Origin of the sequence: Paenibacillus sp. FSL H3-0310, assembly GCF_038002785.1 — a bacterium.
GTDB lineage: Bacteria > Bacillota > Bacilli > Paenibacillales > Paenibacillaceae > Paenibacillus_AQ > Paenibacillus_AQ odorifer.
Genome location: NZ_JBBODC010000002.1, coordinates 144,130 through 170,486, shown reverse-complemented (window position 1 = coordinate 170,486; position 26,357 = coordinate 144,130). Strand labels below are relative to the sequence as shown.

Here is a 26,357-nt window from a genome sequence, read left to right as displayed (position 1 = left end):
AACCAGTACCTTTGGTTGAGCTTCTGTTTTTAAAGGGGCAATTCGCTCCCTCACCCACTACATGTTCATGTTAGGAGTTACCCGCAGCTGCAACGCCACTAAAGTTTCTGGCTTGGACATTATTAAAGGGATCTGTTGCAGCTGCATTTGTGAAGATCTCTGCTGTGTACTGAATTTGCCCTGTTGCGACAGCCGCTGGTGGTGGAATATCTACTGCTGTAAAACCGAAAGCTTCATTTTCTCTGCTGATCGCAACCCCAAATGTCGTGGTGAAAATGATCGTTCCGTTTCTGCGAACATTAACGGTATTGGTATTGAAAAGAGGATTGTTTTCTACTTTTAGAAATCCGGTCAAAAGTACGCGGACATTGCCTTGATTCTCAGCCGACACGCCTGCGGTCTGAATACCAATATCTCCAAAAACAAGGGGAGTCGCTGCTAGTGGAATAACTGCTGGTGTAGCATCAGAAGCAGCTTGGTTGGATAGTCTTAAATCTACAAACTGAATGGTCATCTTATATTCACCTCCTAGAAATAGAATATGATAGAAGGAGAGTTAACTCTTGGATTTTCTATATAATTCATCAGCTACCTACTTGCATGGCTTGATGATCAAGTGTTAAATGAAAGAAGGGTTAGAAGTTTAAGGAAAGGCGGGAGCTATTATCAAATATAGGAATAAGTCTAAAAGGATATTATTGATTTCATTGATGCTATTGGCAGTAGTTATCATTGGTGCGGTGGTGCTTGGGGAACGCGGAGGAATAATGAGTAAATCCGAGAGCTCTTTCAAAAGTCCTGCTGAACCGTCGCCCCTTATCATTACACATGAGAATAGTACAGATGCTATAGAGAATTATGTCATTCTAAAGACGAGCTGGAATGGAGCGGACTATGATCGGGCTTCCTTTTACTATACGGCTTGGCATAGTGAACCTACGCTTCTAACGGGGCTGCATCGTTTGAAACCAGGGGAGAAACTGCAGGTCGACTTTGGAGATTACGCACCGAGTGAAGTCACAGTAAAGATGGCCTATCTAACTGAGAGCTTTGATGAATCGCAGCTTCCAATTGTAGAAGTTCCTGTAACACTCGTCGAAGGGAATTATGAATTTGTGAACCCTCCAGCATCCACCAGTGATATTCCCACTTCGGGTCGCGTCTTTAGTGTTATAGCTAGATGGGGTGAGAACAGCTGCGAATATGTCTTCGCATCAGATGGCAAGTTTGATAACTATGAATATGATTTGTGAGGTTAGTCGAAGATAAGAGATGTTCTAAAGCCGGTACGGTTTTAGAATATCTCTTTTTTGTCTCGATTTTAGACAAATCTAACGATGTGTCTATTTTTTAGACAATGTACCGTTATTGTCTAGTTGGGGAGACTGTTAACCTGATTAACCATTTAGGGCTAAGTTTAATTAGATCGAGAGACGGATGAGAGAATACCCGTTTTTAATATTATGAAAACAACTTTAAGACGAGGGAGGAGTGAGCGTCATAGGTACAGAAACGGAAGAACTGAATTATGATGACATTCAAGGAATCGTCTTACAAGAACGGCCTACCCCCTACGTAGGAACCTATGTATTGCTGTCTATCGATCATCAACAGGACGGGAAAGTGATGCTGAAGCGGCTTCTCGACGAAGTGACGTCGGCCGGACAGTGGAATAATCCTCACGAAGGTGCTTGGGTCAACGTTGGTTTTACCTATCAAGGACTCCAGAAGCTGGGGATTCCCAAGGAGTCACTCAACAGCTTCGACCTGGAGTTCCGGGAGGGCATGGCTGCCCGGGCAGCTAAGCTAGGGGATGTAAACGAAAGCAGCCCGGAGCACTGGGAAGACCCGCTGGGTACTGACAAAGTCGATGTGGCGCTTGCTCTGTTCGCGCCCACCAAAGAAGCGCTGCTACAAGCAGAAGAAGCAGCCCGTCGAATCCACTGCGAACTGAATGGTGTATCCGTCGTTTACCAGCTGGATGTCGGAATGAATCCTGACGGACGTACTCATCTGGGCTTCATGGATGGAATCAGCAATCCGAGAATCGAAGGAAACCATATACCCAATGCGGTGGGGCAGGAAGCGGAGATTAAAGCCGGTGAATTCCTGTTCGGGCATTTAAATGAATCCGGCACTATAACACAGGGACCACAGCCGGCAGAACTTGGCCACAATGGAAGTTACCTCAGTTTCCGTAAATTGCATATGAGGGTCGCGACTTTCCGTCGTTATTTGCGGGAGCATGCGGATAACCGGGAAGAGGAAGAACTTTTGGCCGCTAAAATGGTAGGAAGATGGCCGAGCGGAGCCCCTTTAAGTCTGGCTCCTGAAGCAGATGACCCGGCACTGGGCGAAGACGTCAGCCGACGGAACGCATTTACGTACGGGGATGATCATAAAGGGTTGAAATGTCCGGTAAGCTCGCATATCCGTCGTGCATTTCCCCGAGACAGCTTGCAGGATTCGGTTGTTAATGTGAACATTCACCGGTTGCTCCGGCGGTCAACGATGTATGGCCCTATACTGCCAAAAGGTGTAATGGAGGATGATGGTCAGGATAGAGGCCTTATTTTTGCAGGTATATGCAGCTCATTGTCCCGCCAATTCGAGTTTATCAAGAGCGATTGGTTAAATGGAGGCAATTTCGCGGGCATGTCAACCGAGAAAGACCCTATTACCGGTAAGAATGAGGGGGAAGGGATGTTTACCATTCCGGACAAACCTATTCGCCACCGGATGAAAGAAATTCCAAGTTTTTCAATCACCAAAGGCGGGGAGTATTTCTTTGTTCCCAGTATGACTGCATTACGGTGGATGGCAGAGTTGGATCAACATATATCTAAGGAGGAATTAACATGTTAGAAGGACAAGATCAGACTAATCCGATTACAAGCGCTGGACGTGCCGGCCTGCGGGAAGGTGAAATATCTGAGCTTACCATCATTGCGCCGCTTAAAGAAGGTGGGGCGGATCGTCTCCGTGAGAAGCTGAAAAAAAGCGCATCAAGACAAGCCGAAACGATGGCGAAGATCGCGACCGTTCACGACATGCGCTTCGTAATCTTTGATAACGACACGCGGCTGTTGTTCGCGACGGCTTATGATGGAGATTGGGATAGTTATATCGATGATTTTGGAACTGAAATTCCAGAGTTGTTGAATAACATGTTTAATGAAGTGAAGGATTTTCCGGGAATTGAATCTTCGGAAGCGAAAGACTTCATCGCCAATCATCAGATCACTGCATCCGGCTGGTACAGTGCTTATCCCGATGCCACGGTCAGAGATATTTGGCGCGGACAGCGAATTACGAAGGCCTGGAACGACTTGCTTGACGCATCACAAAGCTAAATAACTAGAAAAGGGGGCTTTGTCCCCTTTTCCTTTCTGATAAATTACAAAGAGGTGAACGAAAATGAACAATAATAAATTAGTGTCGTCTGAACTCGCAGAAGAAGCGGTAAACTCCATTGAGGAGGTAGCAGGCAAATATCCGGGTTATCGACGCGCGCACGCCAAAGGTGTTGTCTACCAGGCGGTGTTCACCCCTAACGGCCAAGCGGGTCCTTTAACAACAGCTGCACATTTGCAAAATCAAGAGGTGCAAGCTCTCGTACGCTTCTCCAATAGCTCGACTAATCCGTCCATCCCTGATGTTTTTTCGCCTGCAAAAGGAATGGCGGTTCAGTTTGTATTGCCTGATGGGGGCGTGACAAGTTTGGTGACAATTACATTGCCGATCTTTTTTGCCAAAACACCGCAATCCTTTATTAATATCTTACGTACAATTAAAGAAAATTCGTTTGAGGGAGCGACCATTGCAGACAAATTCAAAGCCGTCATGGAGAAGTATTCGGAAAGCCGGGCTGGGCTTCAAGCCGTGAAAATGCTGCAACCGCCACTCAGTTTTGCAACCAACCTTTATCATTCCATTCATGCCTATTACTTCACCAATGCTGCTGGCGAGCGGCGGGCTATTAAATATGAGTGGGAACCGGAAGCGGGTCTGCACTTTCTGGCCCAGGAAGAGGTGGAGAATCGATCTCCCGATTATTTGGAGGATGAACTAATCGAGAGACTGTCCAAAGGTCCTGTGGCGTTTCAATTGACAGTAATCCTCGGACAGGAGGGAGATCCTACGGATGACCCGACGTCTGCTTGGCCTGAAGACCGGGAACGGATTGTTGTCGGCCATTTGTCGATCACCGGCGTGGCAGACGAGAAGGCTCAAGAGTACGTCTTTGATCCGACAGTTGTACCTGCCGGCATTGAATGCTCTGAAGATCCTATTCTGAACTTTCGTCATGATGCCTATGCGGAGTCACATTCCCGTCGAAGTACTAATCAGTAAGCATTTATTTTATATTCTATGAATATGATCGGGCTGTCCTAGAATGTCTGCCGACATCCTTAGGGCAGTCCTTTTAGGTATGTCTTGTGACACTCTTGTAACAGAGATTGGCTACGATAGGTTACGAGGTGAGAGAATGAAGAAGTTTAAAGGATTTATCGTATTGATTTTGTTGGCAGTCGTAGGATGCAGTGCAGCAACACCACAAGCAAATCTTGAACCGGAGAAGGAGGTAAAGAAAGAGGTCAATGAGAAGATCGCTTTCTGGGATCAACAGCGTAAAGGAACAAATTTCATGAATTCCAAATCTATACCCGAAAATTATGATGCAGCGAAAGAAAATAATATAGAGTTCATTCGACTTGCGCCAGATAAATGGGCAAAAGATAGTGATTTCCTGTTTAACGATCAACCGGATGCCAATCCAGATAAAGACTTTTTAATAGGGAATGCAGATAAATATGAGGGGCTTGTTGAGGATGATTTTACAGCGTTAAAAGCAGACTTGGATGCAGCCGAGGCGCGGGGTTCAAAAGTAGTGCTGACAGTCCTTAGTCTGCCCGGAGATCGGTGGCGGCAGTTTAATGATTATACAAATGATGATCGAATCTGGAAGGATTTCAGTTATCATGAACAAGCGGCAACGTTTTGGAAGGATCTTGCGGAAAGATTAAAGGATCATCCTGCGGTGGTCGGCTATAATCTTATTAATGAGCCACATCCTGAACAAGCTACTGGATTTAATGATTTCTGGACAGAGGATTACAACGAATGGTATAGCTCAGTGGAGAATACTCCGGCGGATTTGAATCTTTTATATGAGACTATTGTGACAGCGATTCGAACCGTAGATACGGAAACCCCTATTATCGTCAATTCTGGTCTGTATGCTACACCATGGGCCTTTAAATATTTGAAACCCATCGATGATGCGAATGTATTATATGCTTTTCATATGTACGAACCCTACGAACTCACCAGCCAAAATAAGAAAAAAGGCTTAACCTATGAATATCCTGGAACAGTTAAAGTAGGTGAGGAGAAGACGGAAAAAGCATTCAATAAGAAAGCCTTAAAGGATTTTCTAGAACCTATCGCACAGTGGGCAGAAAAAAATAACATCCCTGCTAATCGTATTGTCGCTGAAGAATTTGGCACGAACCGGCTTGTAAAAGGTGCAGATCAATACTTGGCTGATTTAATCTCGATTTTTGCTGATTACGGCTGGCACTGGGCGTTTTATGCGTTCCGGGAGGATACTTGGGATGGCATGGATTATGAAATTGGCACTGAGCCACCAACCTGGGAGTATTGGGAAGCGATAGAGAAGGGTGAACAGCCTGATCGAAAGACGGTCGATAACCCGATATGGAACGTACTGACGAAGGGATTAGGTGTAGAGAAGTTGCAATAACGTAGCATGAAAATATATGAAAAGGTGAAACCTGTAAAGGATTTCGCCTTTTTCTTCTGATAATTATAGGAAGGAGAATCTACTTTGAATATTTTAATTGCGGATGATGAGAAACACATGACCACTATATTGAAGACTTATTTTGAAAAAGAAGGCTATAACGTTTGGACAGCAGCGGATGGTGAAGAGGCGCTTGAGCTCTTTTTTTCGAATAGGATCGATCTGGTGGTGCTGGATTGGATGATGCCTAAGCGAAGCGGGCTTGAGGTTTGTAATGAAATCAAGAAGGTTAGTTTGGCCAAAGTTGTAATGCTGACCGCAAGGTCTTCCCATGATGATGAATTCAGTGCCTTGGATATAGGAGCAGATGAATATATAAGAAAACCATTCGACCCAAGGATTCTGATGCTTAGAATTAAAAAAATGCTAGGCACTGAAAAAGTGGCTGCGATTAGGGATTTAGAAATCGATTTTGAGCGGAAGAAAGTGTACAAGAATGGGGCCGAACTGGCGTTATATAAGAAAGAATTTGAATTACTAACCTTCCTGTATGAGCATAAAGGACGTATTTTATCCAGAGATGCCTTATTGTCTGCGGTTTGGGGAATGGATTATCTGGGCGAAGAAAGAACGGTAGATACGCATATTAAGAGGCTGCGCGATAAGATTGGGGCCGACCACGTGATCACGCATAGGGGAATGGGGTACAGCTTCCATGATAAAAATTCATAAAATAAGTACGAAGTTATTGATCATGGTGAGCATTATTTTGCTGATTGTTTTTGGTACGTCTTATTTCCTGCACAACTATTTCTCAGCAGATTATTACCTATACAAAATGAAAACCAAGATCAACACCATTTATGACGAAGTAAAGGATCTCCGTTTGGATCAACTCATGGAAAATGAAAGCAGGATCGAGAACAATAATAACGTAACGATTGTTAGGGTTGAAAACAGTGGAAGTACAGCAGAAATTAACGAAAATATTCAATTTGCGTTGTTTAAAGATAAGGTGGCACTTAATAAATTTTGGATCACAGATGAGGTATTACAAAAAGTAAAACAAGGCAACACGGTTAATCTTTTATTTAATCAGGGCAAATTGAAATCGAGTCTGTTAACGAAAATATACGAGCAGGATAGCAGTCTAATCCTCATAGGAACTGTGGTTGTGCACAATACAGATGCCTTGACCCTCGTAAATCAATTCAGCTTTTACTCCATTCTACTGGGGATTATTATCAGTTTGCTGTTAGTGGCTTATTTTTCAAAAAAGATCATTACACCGTTAGAGCAATTACAGGATGTCGCGAAGGATATATCCAATCTCGATTTTAAACAAGTGACGATTCAAACGGGGGATGAAATCGAAGAGCTCTCGAAAAGCATCAATCAGATGAGTCAGCGTCTAAAGAGCACCCATGCCAAATTAGAGGAGAAAAATCAAAGTTTAAATACCCTTATCTCAAGCATTTCGCATGAAGTGAAAACACCATTATCCTTAATCCAAGCCTATACGATTGGCATTCAGGACGGTCTGGATGATGGCACGTATACGGATATCATTTTGGAGCAAGTGAAGTATACGTCGGATATGGTGGATTATTTAATTAAATTGTCCAAGATCCAGAAGTCAGAAGTGCATAAAGAGCCTTTTGATCTTAAAGAGCTTCTGCTAAAAGTGATCTCACAATATAATATTACGTTAAAAAATAAAAACATAACCTTAATGAGCGACTTTCATTCGCTTGAATCCTCAATCGTTGAAGAAGATATCAGCCAAATCGAGATAGTATTCAACAACTTAATTAGTAATGCCATTAAATATGGTGAAGAGGATTTTTTTGAAATAAAACTAGGGAGTGACACTACTCGTACATTAAAATTTACGATCTCCAATAAAACCACTCGCCTGAAAACGGAGCATTTAGCGTATATCTGGGACCCATTCTATGTAATTGAAGAGTCTCGAAATAAAGAAATCTCCGGTACTGGACTTGGTCTGTTCATCGTCGCGGAGATTCTTGGCAAAAATGATCTGAAATACGAGTCCAAATTAGAGGACTCATATATTAGTTTTAGTATTTGGTTTGAAGTAACGGAGGGAATTTTGGAACTTTAGGAGCGTTAGCGTTCGCCTGAAAGCTTTCCTAAGGAGAGCTCGCATCGGAAGCATAAGCTGTCTCCGGATGTTATCCGCTGATAGCGGTAAAATCAAAAACATCTGGAGACAACAGCGACCGAAAGTCCAACATTCCCGCAGTTACGCACAACACCTATTAAAGATCTTTTCACCGCATCCATCGCAATATCATTAATTTAACTTCAATAGCGCCGCATTATCAATAAAAGTAGCCGTATTAAAAAGCAGCAAGACATCCTTGATATCATTTTGAGCCATATAATCACTGATGTTTCCATTATAATAACGGATATCGATCACATGGATTTCAGGCACATGCTGAGTTAGGAAAGGAATAACGCTATGTGCATAAGAGTCCTTGATGACGAGCAGCTTTTTCTGTTTGACCGTTGTTGGATCAAGCTGGCTGGTGATTTTCATGAGCGCATGTACGCCCCCTAGGAAATAAGAGTACTTATCCTTTTTCACCAGATAACTTAGGTCATACATACTTGTTAAAGTCTCACCGGTATCTTGAATGTACATTTGGGTGGATACCTCATGATTAGGTTTGTACATTTGAATGGAATCAGGTGTGACCCCGATAAATTGCCCCCGGGTATGATAGCTTCCGAGAAATGAATTACTCACAGTCTGAATCTGGTATTCGCTCTGGGACAGAGGCTGCCAGCCCATGCTTTGAGCATAGGCTACATAAGCTAAGTAGGCACCGTAGGTTGTCCAGTGATGGTCGGTCCGATAGTAAATGGGCTCTGCGGCATGTGGGCTAAGAACATCAAATCCATTTATAAAAGTAAGGCTATCTCCTACATCCTTAGCTATTGTTTGATTCACCTCAGCTTGCGAGTAGACAGGAGCTAACCAGGGTAGACGTTCCTTGTACAAGCCAACCGATGTCGGTGCGAGTAAGAAAGTGGTGTTTGCATCAGGATTGTTATCGGCAAAGCGTTTCACAGCTGCTGCATATTGCTGAACTTTAGTGTAATCAGGTGCTGCGAATTTTTCGAAAAGATAGCCGTCTTTTCCTTTATAGATTCCGTTATTCTCTTGCTGTAGCCTCATCTGTTCCACCGCCGATTTCACCCATACCCATTTGGCCCGAAATGGAAAATGATCAGTTACAAAGCTTTCGGCCTCTTCCGCATAGGTGTGGGATAATAAATTGTCCCATGTCAGATGGGGGGCCTTTTGCAAATACCGGTTCTCAAGCTCAGAGAAACGCTGAACAGGCAGTAAGAAAAAGAGGATAGCGACCAGAAATAACGTTGCAACAAATCCCCCAGCCAGGATTCGATCCGTCTTCTGCTTCATAAACAATCACCCCCTAATGGTTAGAACCGGAAATATAAAAATGGATTAAAGGTTGCATCTACTAAGTAGGCAACAGATAGGAAAAATAACACACCATACCAAACAAGAGCAGGAACCGATCTAGAATCCATCCGCTTGGAGAGCTTCACAGGTGTAGAGGCAAAGGTTAACACCACGAGTAGAATCGCGTTCGTGTAAGTGAAGTATAAAGTGGTGTTATTCCATAACGGCTGTCCATTAAAGCCAAGCATCGCTTGTAAGTAGCCAATGACCAGAGGAAGTTCTTCAAAAGCGAATAAGACCCATCCGATGAGTATAAGTACTACAGCATATAAATGTCTTGTCCAACGGGGGAGGCGGCTTAATAGCGTTAATCCCCACCATTTTTCAAAGATAAGAATGACCCCGAAGTATAATCCCCAGAGCAGAAAATTCCAGCTTGCCCCGTGCCAGATTCCCGTGAGCAGCCACACGATGAGAATGTTGCGCACTTGAACGCTTAACCCCCGGCGGTTGCCTCCAAGCGGGATGTAGACATAGTCACGAAACCAACTGCTAAGGGAAATATGCCATCTCCGCCAAAAGTCAGTAATACTCTGAGAGATATAAGGTTTGTTGAAGTTCTCGTTAAAGCGGAAGCCGAACATGAGACCGAGACCAATAGCCATATCCGAATACCCGCTGAAGTCAAAATAGATCTGAAAAGCAAACGCAATAATCCCAAGCCAAGCGGTAAAAGCAGGCAGGGAATCTAGATTGGAGCTGGATATGGTGTGCCAGAGCATACCGATGTTGTTGGCGAGCAGTACTTTTTTGGCTAATCCGATTATGAATCTCCGTACACCTTCTGCGAACATGGAGATATCGACCGTACGTTCACGTAGTTGCCCGGCAATGGTGTTATATTGAACAATCGGACCTGCTACTAACTGTGGAAACAGGGCTACGAATGTACCGAAATCAATCCAATTGCGTTGTGCTTTCGAAGTTCCTCTATAGACGTCAATAATGTAGGACATGGATTGAAAAGTATAAAATGAAATCCCAATAGGTAAAGGTAAATCCGTTAAAGGAATGTGTGTACCGAGGAGTCCATTTATATTTTGGATGAGAAAATCTGCGTATTTAAAATACGACAATAAGCCTAGATTAATAATGACGGAACTAACCACAATCCACTTGCGCTGCACCGCAGTCAGCTTTGGTCTGCTGAGCAGTAGACCAAAGCTGTAATCTGTAATGGTGGACAGCAACATGATTACAATGTAGACAGGTTCGCCCCAAGCATAAAAAACCAGGCTGCTTAAAAACAATATGAGGTTTTTGATTCGCCAGGGCGAAACATAATAGAGCGCTAGGACAGCCGGCAGGAATAGGAACAGGAAAAGTAGGCTGCTGAATACCATGGTTATTTATTTTTCTGTGAAGTAAGTATCGAAGTCTGCTACGAGTTTATCTTGATCCGCAGGATCAGCAATAACGAACAGGAAATAGTTACCCTTTTTAATAAGTTTATAGTTCTTGGCATTTTCGTATTGATCAGGCAGATAGGTTTCGAATTGTTTTTGAACATCTGTTGCACGCGCTTTGATGGCATCCTCAACAGTAGTCATATCTTTTACATCTTTAACTTTCAGAACGGCGATTTCGTTAGTTTTCACATTCATCATAGGCATTCTAATGCTATAATCTTCAAGCAATTCTGGGTTGAGATGATATAGCTGTTCGACTGTAGCCGCATCAAGCTCCATTAATGATGGCTGCTCTACTTTGCTCAGCATTTGATCGACCATTTCTTTTGCAGTTAGATTCGTTTCAATGGCAGCTCCATTGTTACTGTTGTTGCTGGAACAGGCGCCAAGCACCACACTTAGTACAATGGTTAACGCTAGCATGAAGGTATGCTTTTTCAACTTAGGTCACTCTCCTTGATGTATTGTCTGAATTTCTCTAGTTACTAACGTATATAGTCGATAGAATGTTGCGCTGGGGACTTACTCCGGATACTTTACCCATATTTTTGCGGAAATATGATATTCACATGAATTCATGCAAAGATCTTCCTCTCTTAGCTTGCGCAATGGTTGGTTATACTGTTACTGTAAGATAGATAGTTTTTAATAGAAGGGGATTGAACGGAATGATCGAAGAACTGAACAATGAACTACCGGAGAATTATGAGGAATTAAAGAAAGCTGCCAACCGCTCTGCGGATTGGAGAGCGCGTCTAGAAGCAGTTGAAGAGCTGGGACAGACCAACCACAAACAAATTATCGATATCCTGACGCGTTTAATGGAGAGCGATCCTGTATATACAGTTCAAGAAGCTGCTTACCTTAAGCTGAAGGCTTTTGGTGAAGACGTTAAGGTGCCATCGAAGAACAAGCCTGAACTAGTTAAAGGCGTATCCAAGATCCTGCTGAGAATTAAAAAGAGCCTGCCAAGAGATCATTCTTACGAGGACTTCAAAGAGAAGCTGAAGAAGATGAGAGTTGACGTGTACGACGCTTATGAAGGTGAAAAAGGCGCTGACTTCGATACGTGGCTGATGAAGATGTGGACTTCCGCAAATAAGTAAAGGATGACAATATGCACACCAATAAATTGACAGAACAATTTCAAGAATACCTTAAGCTGTCCGCAGAATTACGCCCTGATTATATTGCCAGCTTGGGCAAGGGTGGTAACGAAGCAAAGATTACGGCTGTTTTGCCGGAGACTCCTGAACTGCTGAAAGCTATTTATAGCACTGTCTCAGGGACAAGCAGTGAGGAAGAGGAACCAAGCCTTATCGAATTTATTCCAGGGTACCGCCTGATTCATATGGATGAATATGAAGAGGAGATGAAGGTATTAGCTGGGATATTGGAGGAAAAAGGTCAACATCCTGATGGAGTTATCTTGCCTATCTTAACGAACTATGGCAGTGATTTCATTTGTTATTACAAGTCTGCTGAGGGTGTGGAACAGGTATGTGACCTGCTCCATGATTTCGGTGATTTAATTGTGATGTATGATTCGCCTGATAAATTCCTGGAGACCTTATGCGAGTTCTACAAGCAGGAGGTTTATTTCCTGGATGAAGAGGGCTACCTCGATTGCGATTTAGTATTAGAAGGCGAAGTTGGTGCGGCGCTGAACCCGGATGCGAAATATTGGTCCGAGTAACGGCCTGATGCCAAATAAACAAGAGCAGCAGTCCATTTATGGACTAGCTGCTCTTTATTTTTTAATAAGGTGAATTTTATATGGCTATGTTTATTCCTGCGCAGCTTGGTTCTCCTGCTCACGAAGCTCTACTCGCCGTATTTTACCGGAGGTCGTCTTCGGAAGATCCTGAATAAACTCGATTTTGCGCGGATATTTATAAGGGGCTGTCCACTCTTTAACATGGGATTGCAGCTCTTTTACAAGCTCTGGTGAACCAACAATCTCATCCTTGAGCACGATAAATGCTTTAACAATGTGCCCACGGATCTCGTCTGGACTGGCTACGACCGCACATTCCTTGACGGAGGCATGCTTCATCAATGCTTCTTCTACCTCGAAAGGACCGATAGTGTAACCTGAGCTAATGATGATGTCATCCCCACGACCCTCGAACCAGAAATAACCATCTTCATCTTTTTTTGCCCGGTCGCCGGTTATGAAGAATTCGCCGTGTGTGGAGCTTTCTTTTCTACCGGGATCTTTGTAATAAGTGTGGAACAGGGCTGGCATACTCAAATGTACGGCAATATCACCAACCACTCCAGCAGGTAGTGGCTTACCCTCTTCGTCCACAACCTCGACTAAGCCGGGAGCGATTGATTTACCCATAGAACCAATGCGTATTGGAGTATCTTTGAGTGTTCCGATAATTAGGGTGCTTTCCGTCTGGCCGTAACCATCACGGATTGTGATATCGAACTCACGCTGAAAGGTGTTAATGACCTCTTGATTTAATGGCTCTCCGGCAGATACTGCACAACGCAGGGTAGACAAGTCGTAACGACCTAAGTCTTCTGTTTTAGCCATTAGACGATATTCCGTTGGGGTGCAGCATAATACTTGAATTTTGTGATCCTGCAATAGCTGCAAATATTTTTTGGGATGAAAGGATCCACTATATACAAAACCTGTAGCTCCGTTACCAAGAACGGTTAAGAAGGGACTCCAGATCCACTTTTGCCAGCCGGGAGCTGCTGTTGCCCAGACGGTGTCAGATCCTTGAATATCCAGCCATTGAGGTGAGGTGATCCGCAAGTGAGCATAACCCCAGCCATGACTATGAACGACCGCTTTAGGGTTGCCGGTAGTACCTGAGGTGTAGGCGAGAATAGCCATATCATCCCGGCGGCTTGCGACTGCTGTAAAGGTATCTGGTTGTCCAACCATCAGACTTTCTAGATCCAGCCAGCCTTCACCGAGTTCGTCTGAGCTGCCAGATACGGAAAGACGGTAATCGAGAGCAGGAAGATCCTCTGAGATTTTATTCACTTCCCCGGTTACTTCGGACCAAGCAATAACGGCTCTGGCTTCAGAATGGCGCAGGCGGTAGGATAAATCTTTGGCACGCAGCATTTCTGAGGATGGAATGATGGCAAGTCCTTGTTTCAGACAAGCTAAATAGATGACATAAGCGATGATGCGGCGTGGAACCATAACAAGAACACGATCCCCTTGTTGCAGCCCAAGCTTCGCAAGTCCTCCGGCCAGCCGGTTAGCTTGTTTGCGTAATTCACCGTAAGTAATTTCCTCATAATCTCCTTGCTCATTTAACCACTTAAGCGCAATCTTCTCAGGAGCATGGCTTTCCATTTCCGAAGTGAGATTGTAGAACTCAGGTGCGATCCATTGCTGATTATCCAATATGAACCTCTCCTATATCAAATAAGATGTGTATAACTGTTCTATTTAGTATATCACGTTATCCTAGTACCAGGTACTAGTACCTTGAGTTCTTAATGAATTTCGGGTTAAGATAATATGTGTAAGGTAAACTTATAATAGACCACAAATCCAGAAAGTGAGAACTTATGTTATGAATCACACAACTTTTGATGAAATATTCGCTATTATGGAAGCCTCATTTCCTACTTCTGAGATCAGAACCTTTGAGGGACAACAGGAGTTATTGGACGTTCCAGATTATCGTCTCATTACCGAGATGAATTCTGAGGGTAAAATTGTTGCTTTTATGGCCTGCTGGGAGTTTCCCGGCTTTCGTTTTGTAGAACATATAGCAGTCGACCCGAGCATCAGAGGTGGAGGAATTGGCAAAAAGCTGATGACTGAATACATCAGTCTATCTAACAAGCCTGTCCTTTTGGAAGTTGAGCGGCCACTGGGTGAAATGGAGCAGCGGAGAATCGGCTTTTATGAGCGGCTGGGCTTTCATTTGAACCCTTACGATTATGTGCAGCCTCCTTTGCGTGAAGGAAATGAAGATTTACCACTCTTAATTATGACTTACCCTAACCCTGTTGATGAAGAAGAATTCCAACTTTATAGAGAAATTTTATATTCAGAAGTGTATAAGGTTACAACTCCGTATCAAGGTTAAAGCCCTCAGCAATCCGTTAAATCCTTATGGGATAAGCGGGTTGCTGTTTTTTTTATACAAACCAGGGCTCCAGATGAATAGTTTCTTTACAAATTGGGTACAAGTTAAATACAACTTAGAGACATATTCCTTTAAAACTTGAGCTAAAGTAAAAACCGAGATTGATCTTCTAAGGAGGCATAACATATGAAAAGTAAAAAGTTCATTATAGCAACGATGGTATTTGGGATGGCAATTACAGGTTCGGCTGGTGTGTACGCAGGAACTAAGCTGCAAAAAATCACAGCATACCTCAATCACAGCATTGGATTTAAAGTGAATGGTGCAGCTTATACGCCTGTTGATAATAAAGGTAACACATTAGCTCCGATTACTTATAACAATACAACCTATCTTCCTGTACGTGCCTTGGCTGATGTGTTGAAGGTGCCAGTGACTTTTGATGCGGCAGCGAATCAGGTCATTCTGGGTACTGGAACTGTGGTGCCGGATAAAGATACATTAACACCAGTACAGTACAGCAACGCTCAAAAAGAACAAATTTCTAAAGCTTTTGCAAATTTCGATGGGTTTAAAACGGTTTATGCACCAGCACAAATGGTGAGTGGAGATGCTTTTCAAAAAGCAGCTAGCTCTGAAGATGGAGTGTACTTTTTGTTCGACCATATGAGGGTGAACGTTTCTCCACGTGACTACTCCTATGATTACAAAGGCGATACCGTAAAGCTTTCCAATGGTACAGAAGCTAAGTGGTACAGCCCTACCAGCGATTCATTGTTTTTGACCTATAAACTGGATGATCGTTTTGTGACGATTAGTTCTCCAGACAAGGCTTTGAGCAAGGCGCAATTAGAGAAGGTAGCCGTCAATGTGGTGAAATGGAGTAAATAACTCCTTTAAAAGCAAAGCTCAATATACAAAAAGTAAAGCAGCAAGTCACTCCGATCCGGGAGGGCTTGCTGCTTTTTTTGTTTTCGTGTAGGCGTGTTCTATTTACTGTGCTGTTTATTAGGCAGCTTTTGGCTTGGTGTTCCTTTACCGTGATTCTGTTTGTTCTTTTCTGCTTTCTTCTGGGTGTCGTGTACTTTGTCTACAAAAGCTTGAGTATCGTCCATGTTTGTCCTCCTTGATCATAACCTTGCCGTTACTGTAACCACTTTTGCCTGATTAAATACACAAGCCGTTTTTACAAACTAGTGGATCAATCCGTACATTGTGAAAATATTTAGTAGTTACTATGAATGGATGCAAGCATTTCATAATAACAGTAAGGGAGACTGATTATGAACAGGTTATTAAAACAAGCAGTATCCATGACACTAGCCTTCGTTATGGTACTGGGACTTACATTTACAGGAATGCCAGCTTTTGCAGAAGACAGCAATGAGGATGCTGGATTACTGCAATTACAAACGCTAGAGCCAATAACACTACTGGCGGGCAATTCTACATGGAAATATCTAGATAACGGAACGGATCAAGGTTCGGTATGGCGGTCTGTTTACGATGATTCTACATGGGCATCAGGCCAAGCGCCGCTTGGTTATAAAGATTCTGGGGCCGGAGTCAGCAGCAAGCAATTTGGTGCTCTGAATACAAATATAAGCTACGGCACGGATAAAAAGAAGAAATATCGTACTTCCTATTTCCGGACAAATGTAACTGTGAATAAGGAAGAAATTACGAAATCGGATAAAGTATTAGGTAATTTTGCATTTGATGACGGAGTAGTGCTGTATCTGAATGGTGCAGAAATCTACCGCGAGGCTATGCCAGCTGGTGAAATCGACTATCAGACACTTAGTACAACTAATGGCAGTGATCCAAATGAGTATACAAAGGTTGACCTAACGGAAATCGTAAAAGCCAATCTGAAGGATGGAAGTAATGAGCTTTCAGCTGAAGTTCACCAGACGGGCGACACTAGCTCTGACCTTTATTGGGATATGAGCCTGATTGCTTATCCTGTAGTGGAGACAGTAGAACCTGGAGTTGGGAAGCCTGATTCTATCGCAATTACTTTTAATGGCAACCCGCAGACTAGTATGGGATTCAACTGGTATGCACCTGAAAGTGTGACTGGCACCAAACTGGAAGTAGTAGAAGCTTCTAAATTGGAGAATGGCCAGTTTCCAGCGGCAGGCGCTCAATCTTATGAAGGGACATCCGTTACAACTAGTGTGTATATGACAAAAGCGGATAAATCAGCTAAAAAACCAGTTGTGCTAACCAGCCATAAGGTAATAGCGGATCATCTGCAGCCGGGAACGGAATATGCTTACCGTGCTGGGGATGGACAAGCTGATAACTGGAGTGACGTAGGAACTTTTAAAACAGAAAGCTCCAGTAATCAGGCTTATAAATTCTTATATACAACGGATTCCCAAGGAACAACTGAAGAAGATTTTGATATCTGGAATCATACCCTTCAAGAAGGATTAGCTAAATTCCCGGAAAGTGAGTTTATTCTGAATTCTGGTGATTTGGTGGATAACGGTGATATTGAGGAGCAATGGGGATGGTTTTTCAATAAGCCTAAGGATATTTTAGCGAATATTCCGTTGGTCCCTTTGGTAGGCAACCATGAAAGCAAAAATTATAGCAATTATAGCGCTCATTTTAATTTGCCGAATGTTTCGAATACAGGCGCGAAACCTGATGGTTCTGTATATTCTTTTGACTACGGTTCAGCGCACTTTATGGTAATTAATACAGAATATTATGGTGCAAGCTCAAATCTTGAGAATAACGAAATTTACAATAAACAAGTGGAGTGGCTTCGTAGCGAAGCGGCAAAAAGCAATCAGAAATGGAAGGTTGTGCTTCTGCATAAATCTCCTTATTCCGTTGCCAATCACACCAATGATACAGATGTACTCTTTTACAGAGCGCAATTAACGAAGGTGTTTGATGAGCTTGGTATCGACATGGTAATTGGCGGGCACGACCACACCTTTGCTAGAAGTTATCAGATGTACAACAACAAGCCATTGACGGATATTGTTCCGGACTCAAACGGAGTAGTAACTGATCCTAAGGGTACTTTATACCTGATTACAAATGCAGCGGGCAATAAGAAATACAACGTAGCTTCAGGAACATTCCCTTTTGCAGCTAAATACGGACAGCCTGGCAAGGAAATGTTCACGGGGATGACGGTAACGAATGATGAGCTATCTTACGAAGCCTACACCACAACAACTGGTGGTTCTACAGACTTGTATGATAACTACAGCATTCATAAATCGGAAGTAGCAGTTAAACCTGTGCAAAATGCAAAGGCTACTGCAGCAGATGGTGGTAAAATAACGTTGACTTGGGATGCGCCAGCTTCCGGTGCACCAGTGTCTGGATATCGTATTTATGAGCAAAATGATCTGGTATCGGCAAATTGGACGGCCAGTGTTCCTAATGAAGAAGGTAAAGCTTCTTATACTTACACTGTAGAAAATACTAATCCAAACCAAACCTATCAATTTGTTATCAAAGCTGTAAGTGAAAGAACAAATTCAGAAGCTGCTATCGCTTCAACGGATTCGATAAAAAAAGTTACAGTTACCTTTAATGGCGACCCAGTGAGTGCAAAAGGCTTCACTTGGTACACAGCGTTGAAGTCTACTGGAAACGATCTGCAGGTTGTAGAAAATACGGGCGTTACTCCAGACTTTGCTAAGGCTGCTGCGTTTACAGGACGTTCGGCGGTTTCCAGAAATTCAAAAGATGAATTAGTCCATAAAGCGGAAGCTTCTGGCCTGAAAGCTGATACAAAATACTACTTCCGTGTAGGTGATAAAGCACTAGGCCTGTGGAGTGCAGTGGGAACTTTTGAAACTGCCGCTAAGACAGGAGCATTTACTTTCATCGATTTGGCTGATACACAGGCTAAGACCGAAGATGAGGCGATTCTTTCCGGTGAAACGATGGCAAAAGCACTTACGACGTTCCCGAATGCTGAGTTTGTGGCGATTAACGGAGATATCGTGGATACCGGAACTAATGAATCACAATGGAATTGGCTGCTTGGTCATTCGCAAGATACCCTGCTTAACACGACCATCGTGCCTGTTGCGGGGAATCATGAGGATAAGGCAAATGCCTTCTATGAGCACTACAATATTAAGGAAGCACCGGGCTCTGCAACAGAAACTGGAGCATATTATTCCTATGACTACAGCAATGCTCACTTTGTAGTCCTGAATACAAATGAGAATTCCGATGAATTTGCTAACTTCAGCCAAGCGCAGTTGGATTGGATGAAGGCTGACGTAAAAGCAGCGAAAGCTGCTGGTGCGAAATGGATTATCGTAGCTATGCATAAAGGTCCATACACAACCTCTAACCATGCTACTGACAAAGACATTATGGGTACAAATGGAGAAAGAGCGAAGGTTGCTCCAATGATGGCTGAACTGGGCATTGACTTAGTTCTTCAAGGCCACGACCATATTTATGCCCGGACCAAGCCAATTAAAGCTGATGGAACTGCGGCAGACACAGTGAAGATCAAAGAAAGCTTCAATGGTCAAACTGTAGAGTACACAGTAAATCCAGATGGAACGATCTATCTGATCCCAGCTACAGCGGGAGCGAAGGTTTACTACAAGAACATGAAACCAGAATTGGGAGATGCGTATTATAATCTCTTTGAAGTAGCAAATGAGAATACAGCAGCTAAATACGGACCGGACCCAAGTGATGCTACGCGTCCAAAACGCGGTCAAGTTCAGACCTTTGTAGGTATTACTGTAGATGCTGGCAAATTAACAGCTGTATCTTATGAGATCGATCAGAATATTAATGATGCTAAACCATATGTTCTGGAAGAGTTCGGTATTATTAAGGAGTCAGATCCTGAAGTAAACCCAACACCAGAACCTACAACAACGCCGACAACGGAACCGACGACAGCACCAACAACGGAACCGACAACAGCGCCAACGACAGCACCAACAACGGAACCGACAACAGCGCCAACGACAGCACCAACAACAGGATCATCAACAGGACCAGTGACAACAACAAAACCAACAGCAACACCAACGCCAACAGTAGCACCAACAGCTACACCAGCACCAACAACGGTGCCTACACCAACTGCAACACCAGTAGTCAAACCATCATTGACGGATACTGGCAGCCATTGGGCAGCAGCGGCTATTGAGAAAGCAGTAGCAGGGGGCTTCGTTAGCGGTTATCCGGATAATACTTTCCGTCCTAATCAGAAAGTAAATCGGGTTGAATTTATCACTATGCTGGCTCGTGCCCTGCAATTGCCGGACAGTGGTAGCACTTCAAGCTTTAAGGATTCAGCGAAGATTCCGGCATGGGCTAAGTCCTTTGTGGCTCAGGCAGTAGCTTTGCAAATTATCAGCGGCTATGACGATGGTACCTTCCGTCCTACGCAGGAGCTTACTCGTACTGAATTGGCAGTTATGGTTGTTAGGGCTCTGGGCATTACAGTAGATCCAAAAGCGACCTTAACCTTCAATGATGCTAAGGATGTACCCGCATGGGCAGTGCCATATATTGCGGCAGCAGTAGAAGCGGGCATTGTGAATGGCATAGGACAAAATCGTTTTGCACCTAACCAGGTAGCGACCCGGGCCGAAGCAGTAACAATCATTCTGAACCTGCTGGAGAAGCAAGGAAAGTAACTAAATCGGATGGTTTGAAAAAAGATTGCCTCAAGGTCATCGTTGATGACGGAGAGGCAATCTTTTTTTCGTAGCTGGGTAGTGTGAGGGAGGAAGCGATACGGTGGTGTGGCGGAAAAGAGAGGCAAAAGTGCCTCAGAAATGAGTGAATTCGGAGGAGTGGTGCGAAAGAGAGGTAAAAGTGCCTCAGAAATGAGCGAATACGGCGGATTGGCGTGAAAGAGAGGCAAAAATGCCTTTGAAATGAGCGAATGCGGCGATTGGCGGACATGAGAGGCAAAAGTGCCTTTGAAATGAGTGAATGCGGCGGAGTGGCGGAGATAAGAGGCAAAAGAGACCACGCTCCTTCATCCTCTTTATATTTTCAACCAACATATGTTTAACGACCCACTCATTGCCAGGATATCGAGCCCTGATAGCACGATAATCTTTAATTTATCCAGCATATCTTTAATTTTGCGGCTATTTGTAAGGAAAGATCTGGGTTAGATTAGGGTGGACTAATCAAAGTAAGGCAGGAGGGGTGCCGACAAAAATGAATGCGCTTGCACGATCGGGGTTGAATACAGAATGTGCTTGCACGAATGTGGTTGGATACAGAATCTGTAGGCAGAAGAGAGTAGAAGAAGAAGAAGAAGAAGAAGAACAAGAAGTAGAAGTAGAAGTAGAAGAAGTAGAAGTAGAAGTAGAAGAGGGTAGGAGCAGCAGAGGGACGGGACAACAGAAGTAATCTACTTGCTGTTCGGCGACATAGTGAGACACATTACGCTTCATGGATGAGAGTAACCGAAACAACTACAGGACGAGGAGAGTGGAAAATGAACCTTCACACCGGTAAAAAGGCGCGTCGTAAGCTGACATCAGCTGTTCTGGCGGCAGCTTTGCTAGTTTCAGGACTTCCCCTAACGGCTTACGCCGGCGATACGTGGCCTTTTACAGGAGACAGTGCGCCGGGTGCCAATCAGCCTAATGTACATGGATATACGAGCAGCCATATTGCGAACTGGAGTCCGGCAACCGATCCGGATGCAGAGCTGTTGAGATCGCGGGTGCCGCTGCAGAAGCGGAATGCCCCATTTGCTGCAACCCAAGCTAACCCAGCGCTTAGCGCAGATACACAGATGATCAACGTTGCTGGCGACTACGGGAATGCTTTTATTGAGAACGCGCCGTATACGAACAAGTTTGCGCAGTATCATTTTAACTTTTGGCAATATATCGATTACTACTCCTACTGGCATGGTACAGCGACTGCGTATACCCCGCCGGAATATTATGATGAATTGGCCCAGAAGGACTGGCAGCAAAAATGGTTCGAATTCGGCATGCTGAACATCCCGAACCCTACCTACACCGATGCAGCGCATAAAAACGGCGTGTTGTCATTGGCGGGGATCTTTTTTTCCAATAATGACCGTGGACAGCAGACGTACAAACAAATGATAGTTAAAGATGAGAATGGTAATTTTCCGGTGGCGGATAAACTGATCGAGATGGCCGGGTATTTCGGGTTTGACGGTTATTTTGTAAATCAGGAAGAGATGAATCCGAATGTAGCGACCCAGGATATCCCCGATTACATCGCGTTTATGAAGGTGCTGCAAGAGGGCGGCCTGTATGTACAGTGGTACGACTCGCTGAACACCAATACCGGTGCTAATACGTTCGCCCGGACGATTAATGATACCAATATCTCCTTTTTAGTGGATAAAAGCACCAAGGAACCCGTCTCCAATTCGTTTTTCTTCGACTACGGGGCTGGCAATACACAGATTACCAACGCGGCTAGTTACTTAAGCAATCTGAATGCCAGTCTGGGAACAAGCTACAACTTGTTTGAAGTTGGTTTTGCAGGGCTGGAAGCAGGCCGTGACCGGTTCAAGTCCGTTAACGGAACAGCGTTGATGAACAAGCTGGACAGCAATGGCTTGCCACGGCTCAGCTTGGCTACACTCGGTGCGGACTTTGTTCATGCCGGTCTGGATGAGGACATGAACCTGTCTTACCCGGTCTCGCACAGATCCGAAAATGACTACCAATGGATGACAAAACTGCGTGAGCAGCTATGGTGGTCAGGCCCGAACGTGGACCCTAAGAATACGGTCAAATCGGCAACCAATACCGTTGCCGATGTTTATGCCGACAACCGTTACTGGCCGGGAATCTCGTCCGTCATTGCGGAGCGTTCGGTAATTAAGGACAAGAACTTTTACACCAATTTTAACACTGGACACGGCTTGTCCTATTCTGTGACCGGTAAAGTATCGAACCCGGATGAGTGGTCTAATATGAGCCTGCAGGACATCCCAGTGACTTGGCAGTGGTGGCAGGATACTGCTGGCAATAAGCTTACTGTAGATTTTGATTATGGACCGGAGTACAACCTTGCGGGTACAAACCGTTACAACTATGAGCAGATCGGTGCGTATAACGGTGGCAGTTCACTGGTGGTGAACGGCAATCTGAATGCGAAGAACTTCTTGCGTCTGTACAAAACAGAGCTGGGGGTCAATGGCAACTCCAAGCTGTCGATCAGCTTCAACAAGCCATCTGCCACAGATGCTTCGGCGATGGCAGTAGGACTCATCCTGGCTGATGATCCGAATACCGTCGTAGAGGTCGCTGTTCCAAACAGTGGTCAGCACTCGGACGGTTGGTTGACAAAGGAGCTGGACCTCAGTGCATACGCGGGTCATAATATTGCAGCCCTTGGACTGGTCTTCGATCCCGGGCAAGGAACAGCGTCCACCTACCAGATGAACGTCGGACAGCTGCGCGTTTATGACGGGTCTGCCGTAAAGCCCACAGCTCCTGCGGAATTAGCAGTTGCGGAAGCTTTTACAGATACAGGTGAGATGGTTGTGAAGTGGAAGCTAGATCCCGATTACACTAAGATCAAGCAATATAATGTGTACGTGAATGATGTATTTATGGGCGGCAAATACGATGAGGTGTTCTACCTGAAGCATCTCCCGGTGAAATCCGGAACACTTAAAGTGGTTGCAGTGGGTGCGGATGGAGTGGAGGGTGAAGCGGCAACGCTGGCTTTTGATCTGGATGCGGCGGTTTCCGGAGTGAAGGTGGATTCAAGCGCGGACGGGGAGTTGACTGTGAACTGGACGAACTCCGCCCAAGCTTCCGGTGACATTACCGTTCGAGTGCAGTCTTTGAATTGGATTACGACATCCGAACCGGTGTCACAGCAAGTGGTTGTCCCGGCAGGTGCAAGCACTGCGCTGTTCACGGGGATGCCGGTAAACGGCGATGATTACATTGTCACCGTTACCGCAGGCAACACCGATCCAGTCTCGGTCAGCGGCCAGTTCATCGACACGGTTGCGGAACCTTACGCGGAAGAATGGTCCTGGACGGACGGTAAGCTGAATCTGCCGATGCCGAATACCAGAGACTGGCGGTATATGTATGTGTATGAGGATGGGAATGCAAAATCTTTTGCCACAACGTATAGCTCTGGCAATAAGCCGATGATTATCCGTGGACGGACAACTAAGGCGAGCTTAAGCTTCACCTCGTCGGCAAAAGTTGTGCATGTGGTGATGGAGGATTATGCAGGCAACCGCTCCAAACCTGTCTATCTGAAAGGAAGCTATCCCGTTCTCTTTGATGCTAATGGGGGTGAACCAGCAAATACTGTGGCCGAGGCTGTGTATGGCACTTTGCTGATGGAGCCTACAAGCATTGCCAGAGAGGGTTATGACCTGGAAGGCTGGTATGTTGGAGAAGGAGAAGGTGCGCGAAGATGGAATTTTACCGAAGATCTAATAACCGGTGAACTGAACTTGCAGGCGAAGTGGGCCTTGCAAGCTCCAAAGGTGCAGATCGTAGGGGAAGGCTCCTTCCGTGAAAATACGTCCGCGACACTAACGGCAGTTGCCACTGGCGCAGGGCAGCTGACTTATGCCTGGTATGCGGACACAGGCAGCGGTTATGGAGATGCGTTGGGAGTGTCCGCCTCCTATACTATCCCTGCTTTGACTACCGGGATGGATGGCAATAAGTACAAGGTCATCGTCACCAATGAATCTGGTGACAGCAGTGAAGCAGAGTACACAATTAACTTAACTCCGGCTGAAGCACCATGGGGAGCGCCTGATTTCATAACCGATCTTCCGTCTGCACTTGATGTCATTACTGGTGAAGAAGTGAAGCTGTTCGTACAGATCCGCGGGGATGTGGAATCGGTTCGCTGGGAGACGAAGGCAGCAACCGCAGAGGAATGGACTGTGGCGGAGAGCGTGACTTCGGCGGTATACGCATTTACTGCTTCTGAAACAGACAGCGGTACGCAGTTCCGTGTGGTTCTGACTGGAAAAGAGGGAACGGAGCCTTCAACAAGAACCGGTAATGAACTTACGGTGACAGTACATCCGGCACCCGATGCGCCAATTATCACCTCTAATAGTGTAGATAAGAATCCGGCAGTTGTAGGTGATAAGGTGTCTTTTGTCGTAGTAGCTTCTGCAGTTTATGGCGAGTTAAGCTACCAATGGTTGAAAGACGGGCAGGCCATTGAAGGTGCTGTGGAGCGTAATTATACGATTCCTTCTGCAAAAGAAACAGACAGCGGCGAGTACACGGCCGTAGTCACCAACACCAAAATACTGAATGGTCACCCTTATACGGCTGTTCAAAAGAGCGGAATTATTAATTTCAAGGTCCACAATACTCCTGTATCTACACCGCAGCCGACATCGGCTCCAGGGACAGGTACGGGAACTGGTGGGACGACTCCGGCAGCGACAGCAACGCCGCTTCCAAGTCCTACTAGCACAACTTTGACAGTTCCAGCAAGTGCACTCAGTACATCTACTGAGAACGGCAAATTGACGGTAAAGGTGCCGGCAGGCGTTACAGCTATCGAGCTGCCTGTAAATGCAGGTGAGTTGCTAGGGATCCGTCAACTTGAATTGTCCGCTTCGGGAACCACACTTGGTATTGCGCCGGAATTGCTGGTGCAATTGAAGGCTCTGCTTAATGAAGCCCAAGCTTCAGGCAGCAAGATTCAGGTGAAGCTCAGCCCGGAGACTTTGAACATGAGCACACTGAAAGCAGAGCGTGGGGTGGTCTTGCGGGGTACGGGTATGACGTTTGATCTGAGCATCATCGCGGGGAATGGCACATCTAGCCGTCTTCCAAGCTTCAGCAAACCAGTAACCTTACAATGGAGTGCAACAAATACGGATTATAATACTAATTTGCTTGGTTTATATGCTATTGCTGAAGGGGGTTCGCTTACCTATCTCGGCGGAGTGTACGCGAATGGCTTCCTGCAAGGGGAATTTAGCGGAACAGGCAGGCTGGCTGTGCTGGAGTACAATAAATCCTTCGCTGATGTTCCGTCTACTCACTGGGCTGCGGACACTATCCGCCAGCTGGCGGCTAAACATCTGGTACAAGGCACTTCCGAAAATGGATTTGAACCCGCCCGCAGGATTACAAGAGCGGAATTTGTGAAGCTGCTGGCTGGCGTGCTGGGACTGCAAGATCAGGCGGAATTGAAATTTAGTGATGTGCCTTCTGGTGTCTGGTATGAGCAGGACCTGGCGCGTCTGGTCCGGGCAGGTATTGTAGGTGGACGCACTGCTGAGCAGTTCGATCCGAGTGCGAACATCAGCCGCCAGGAGATTGTCACTATGCTAATGCGTGCCTATGTACTGGAGCATGGAGCGCTTCAGTCATCAGCCTCGGCAACATTCACCGATTCCGGTGAGGTAGCAGCCTGGGCGGCAGACAGCGTGAATGCTGCTTCATCACTGGGTCTGGTGAATGGCCGCACGGACGGGAAGTTTGTTCCCGGTGGCTTGGCGACCCGTGCCGAGGCTGCGCAGTTCATCTTGAATTACATCCGGTAGATTATATTGCCTCACCACGGTCTGCCCAAGGAGCCCTTTGCTCCATGGGCAGACTGTCTTT

The 26,357-nt window shown here is 45.1% G+C and carries 20 protein-coding genes; 14 read left to right on the top strand and 6 right to left on the bottom strand.

Going from position 1 to position 26,357, the window contains the following annotated elements; all coding sequences use genetic code 11:
• Positions 1-70: 70 nt before the first annotated feature.
• Positions 71-514, bottom strand: coding sequence for a hypothetical protein (locus MHH63_RS20275; protein WP_036684901.1), 444 nt, complete (start codon positions 512-514; stop codon positions 71-73).
• 202 nt (positions 515-716) lie between these two features.
• Between MHH63_RS20275 and MHH63_RS20270 the strand changes: the two genes are divergently transcribed.
• From MHH63_RS20270 to MHH63_RS20240, 7 genes are all read left to right on the top strand, one after another.
• On the top strand, positions 717-1,253 hold the full coding sequence (locus MHH63_RS20270; RefSeq protein WP_280776046.1) for a hypothetical protein: 537 nt from the start codon (positions 717-719) through the stop codon (positions 1,251-1,253).
• Between the two features lie 238 nt (positions 1,254-1,491).
• The gene (locus MHH63_RS20265; RefSeq protein WP_081393696.1) at positions 1,492-2,865 is read left to right on the top strand and encodes a Dyp-type peroxidase; all 1,374 of its coding nucleotides are present in this window, start codon (positions 1,492-1,494) and stop codon (positions 2,863-2,865) included.
• Entirely contained in the window at positions 2,859-3,353 is a 495-nt protein-coding gene (locus MHH63_RS20260; protein ID WP_111502622.1) for a hypothetical protein, read from the top strand. The genes MHH63_RS20265 and MHH63_RS20260 overlap by 7 nt, the downstream gene beginning before the upstream one ends.
• 64 nt (positions 3,354-3,417) lie before the next feature.
• Entirely contained in the window at positions 3,418-4,353 is a 936-nt protein-coding gene (locus MHH63_RS20255; protein ID WP_248549453.1) for a catalase family peroxidase, read from the top strand.
• Between the two features lie 136 nt (positions 4,354-4,489).
• Entirely contained in the window at positions 4,490-5,767 is a 1,278-nt protein-coding gene (locus MHH63_RS20250; protein WP_340977443.1) for a glycoside hydrolase family 5 protein, read from the top strand.
• 84 nt (positions 5,768-5,851) lie between these two features.
• On the top strand, positions 5,852-6,499 hold the full coding sequence (locus tag MHH63_RS20245; RefSeq protein WP_036684906.1) for a response regulator transcription factor: 648 nt from the start codon (positions 5,852-5,854) through the stop codon (positions 6,497-6,499).
• A complete protein-coding gene (locus MHH63_RS20240; RefSeq protein WP_341172038.1) occupies positions 6,483-7,892 on the top strand; it encodes a HAMP domain-containing sensor histidine kinase in 1,410 nt (469 codons plus the stop codon). Before MHH63_RS20245 ends, MHH63_RS20240 begins: the two co-directional genes overlap by 17 nt.
• Positions 7,893-8,084: 192 nt before the next feature.
• Here MHH63_RS20240 and MHH63_RS20235 read toward each other — a convergent pair whose 3' ends face one another.
• From MHH63_RS20235 to MHH63_RS20225, 3 genes are read right to left on the bottom strand one after another with little or no spacing between them, the layout of a single operon-like run.
• On the bottom strand, positions 8,085-9,224 hold the full coding sequence (locus tag MHH63_RS20235) for a DHHW family protein (RefSeq protein WP_076308512.1): 1,140 nt from the start codon (positions 9,222-9,224) through the stop codon (positions 8,085-8,087).
• A 20-nt stretch (positions 9,225-9,244) separates the two neighbouring features.
• On the bottom strand, positions 9,245-10,630 hold the full coding sequence (locus tag MHH63_RS20230; protein ID WP_341164704.1) for an MBOAT family O-acyltransferase: 1,386 nt from the start codon (positions 10,628-10,630) through the stop codon (positions 9,245-9,247).
• A 6-nt stretch (positions 10,631-10,636) separates the two neighbouring features.
• The gene (locus MHH63_RS20225) at positions 10,637-11,137 is read right to left on the bottom strand and encodes a DUF4358 domain-containing protein (protein ID WP_036684911.1); all 501 of its coding nucleotides are present in this window, start codon (positions 11,135-11,137) and stop codon (positions 10,637-10,639) included.
• A 227-nt stretch (positions 11,138-11,364) separates the two neighbouring features.
• On the opposite strand from MHH63_RS20225, the gene MHH63_RS20220 reads away from it, so the two are divergent.
• Positions 11,365-11,802 (top strand): HEAT repeat domain-containing protein, encoded by a 438-nt coding sequence (locus MHH63_RS20220; RefSeq protein WP_036684913.1) that lies wholly within the window; start codon positions 11,365-11,367, stop codon positions 11,800-11,802.
• Between the two features lie 11 nt (positions 11,803-11,813).
• The gene (locus MHH63_RS20215; protein WP_076190140.1) at positions 11,814-12,392 is read left to right on the top strand and encodes an SMI1/KNR4 family protein; all 579 of its coding nucleotides are present in this window, start codon (positions 11,814-11,816) and stop codon (positions 12,390-12,392) included.
• Positions 12,393-12,482: 90 nt separating this feature from the next.
• Here MHH63_RS20215 and mbcS read toward each other — a convergent pair whose 3' ends face one another.
• Positions 12,483-14,078 carry an acyl-CoA synthetase MbcS gene (gene mbcS / locus MHH63_RS20210; protein WP_248549471.1) on the bottom strand — a complete coding sequence of 532 codons (1,596 nt, stop codon included), beginning with the start codon at positions 14,076-14,078 and terminating at the stop codon, positions 12,483-12,485.
• A 169-nt stretch (positions 14,079-14,247) separates the two neighbouring features.
• On the opposite strand from mbcS, the gene MHH63_RS20205 reads away from it, so the two are divergent.
• Together MHH63_RS20205 and MHH63_RS20200 are read left to right on the top strand one after the other, a co-directional pair.
• Positions 14,248-14,769 carry a GNAT family N-acetyltransferase gene (locus MHH63_RS20205; protein ID WP_036684918.1) on the top strand — a complete coding sequence of 174 codons (522 nt, stop codon included), beginning with the start codon at positions 14,248-14,250 and terminating at the stop codon, positions 14,767-14,769.
• Positions 14,770-14,955: 186 nt separating this feature from the next.
• Positions 14,956-15,660, top strand: coding sequence for a hypothetical protein (locus MHH63_RS20200; protein ID WP_076130101.1), 705 nt, complete (start codon positions 14,956-14,958; stop codon positions 15,658-15,660).
• A 98-nt stretch (positions 15,661-15,758) separates the two neighbouring features.
• Here the strand turns inward: MHH63_RS20200 and MHH63_RS20195 are convergent, their stop codons facing one another.
• Positions 15,759-15,884: a DUF4023 domain-containing protein gene (locus tag MHH63_RS20195; protein ID WP_051491363.1), complete on the bottom strand. Its 126-nt coding sequence runs from the start codon at positions 15,882-15,884 to the stop codon at positions 15,759-15,761.
• A gap of 168 nt (positions 15,885-16,052) precedes the next feature.
• Between MHH63_RS20195 and MHH63_RS20190 the strand changes: the two genes are divergently transcribed.
• From MHH63_RS20190 to MHH63_RS20180, 3 genes are all read left to right on the top strand, one after another.
• Positions 16,053-20,423 carry an S-layer homology domain-containing protein gene (locus MHH63_RS20190; protein ID WP_341172037.1) on the top strand — a complete coding sequence of 1,457 codons (4,371 nt, stop codon included), beginning with the start codon at positions 16,053-16,055 and terminating at the stop codon, positions 20,421-20,423.
• Between the two features lie 535 nt (positions 20,424-20,958).
• On the top strand, positions 20,959-21,153 hold the full coding sequence (locus MHH63_RS20185; protein WP_341172036.1) for a hypothetical protein: 195 nt from the start codon (positions 20,959-20,961) through the stop codon (positions 21,151-21,153).
• An 88-nt stretch (positions 21,154-21,241) separates the two neighbouring features.
• Complete coding sequence (locus MHH63_RS20180; protein ID WP_341172035.1) at positions 21,242-26,296, top strand: endo-beta-N-acetylglucosaminidase; 5,055 nt, start codon at positions 21,242-21,244, stop codon at positions 26,294-26,296.
• Positions 26,297-26,357 lie beyond the last annotated feature (61 nt).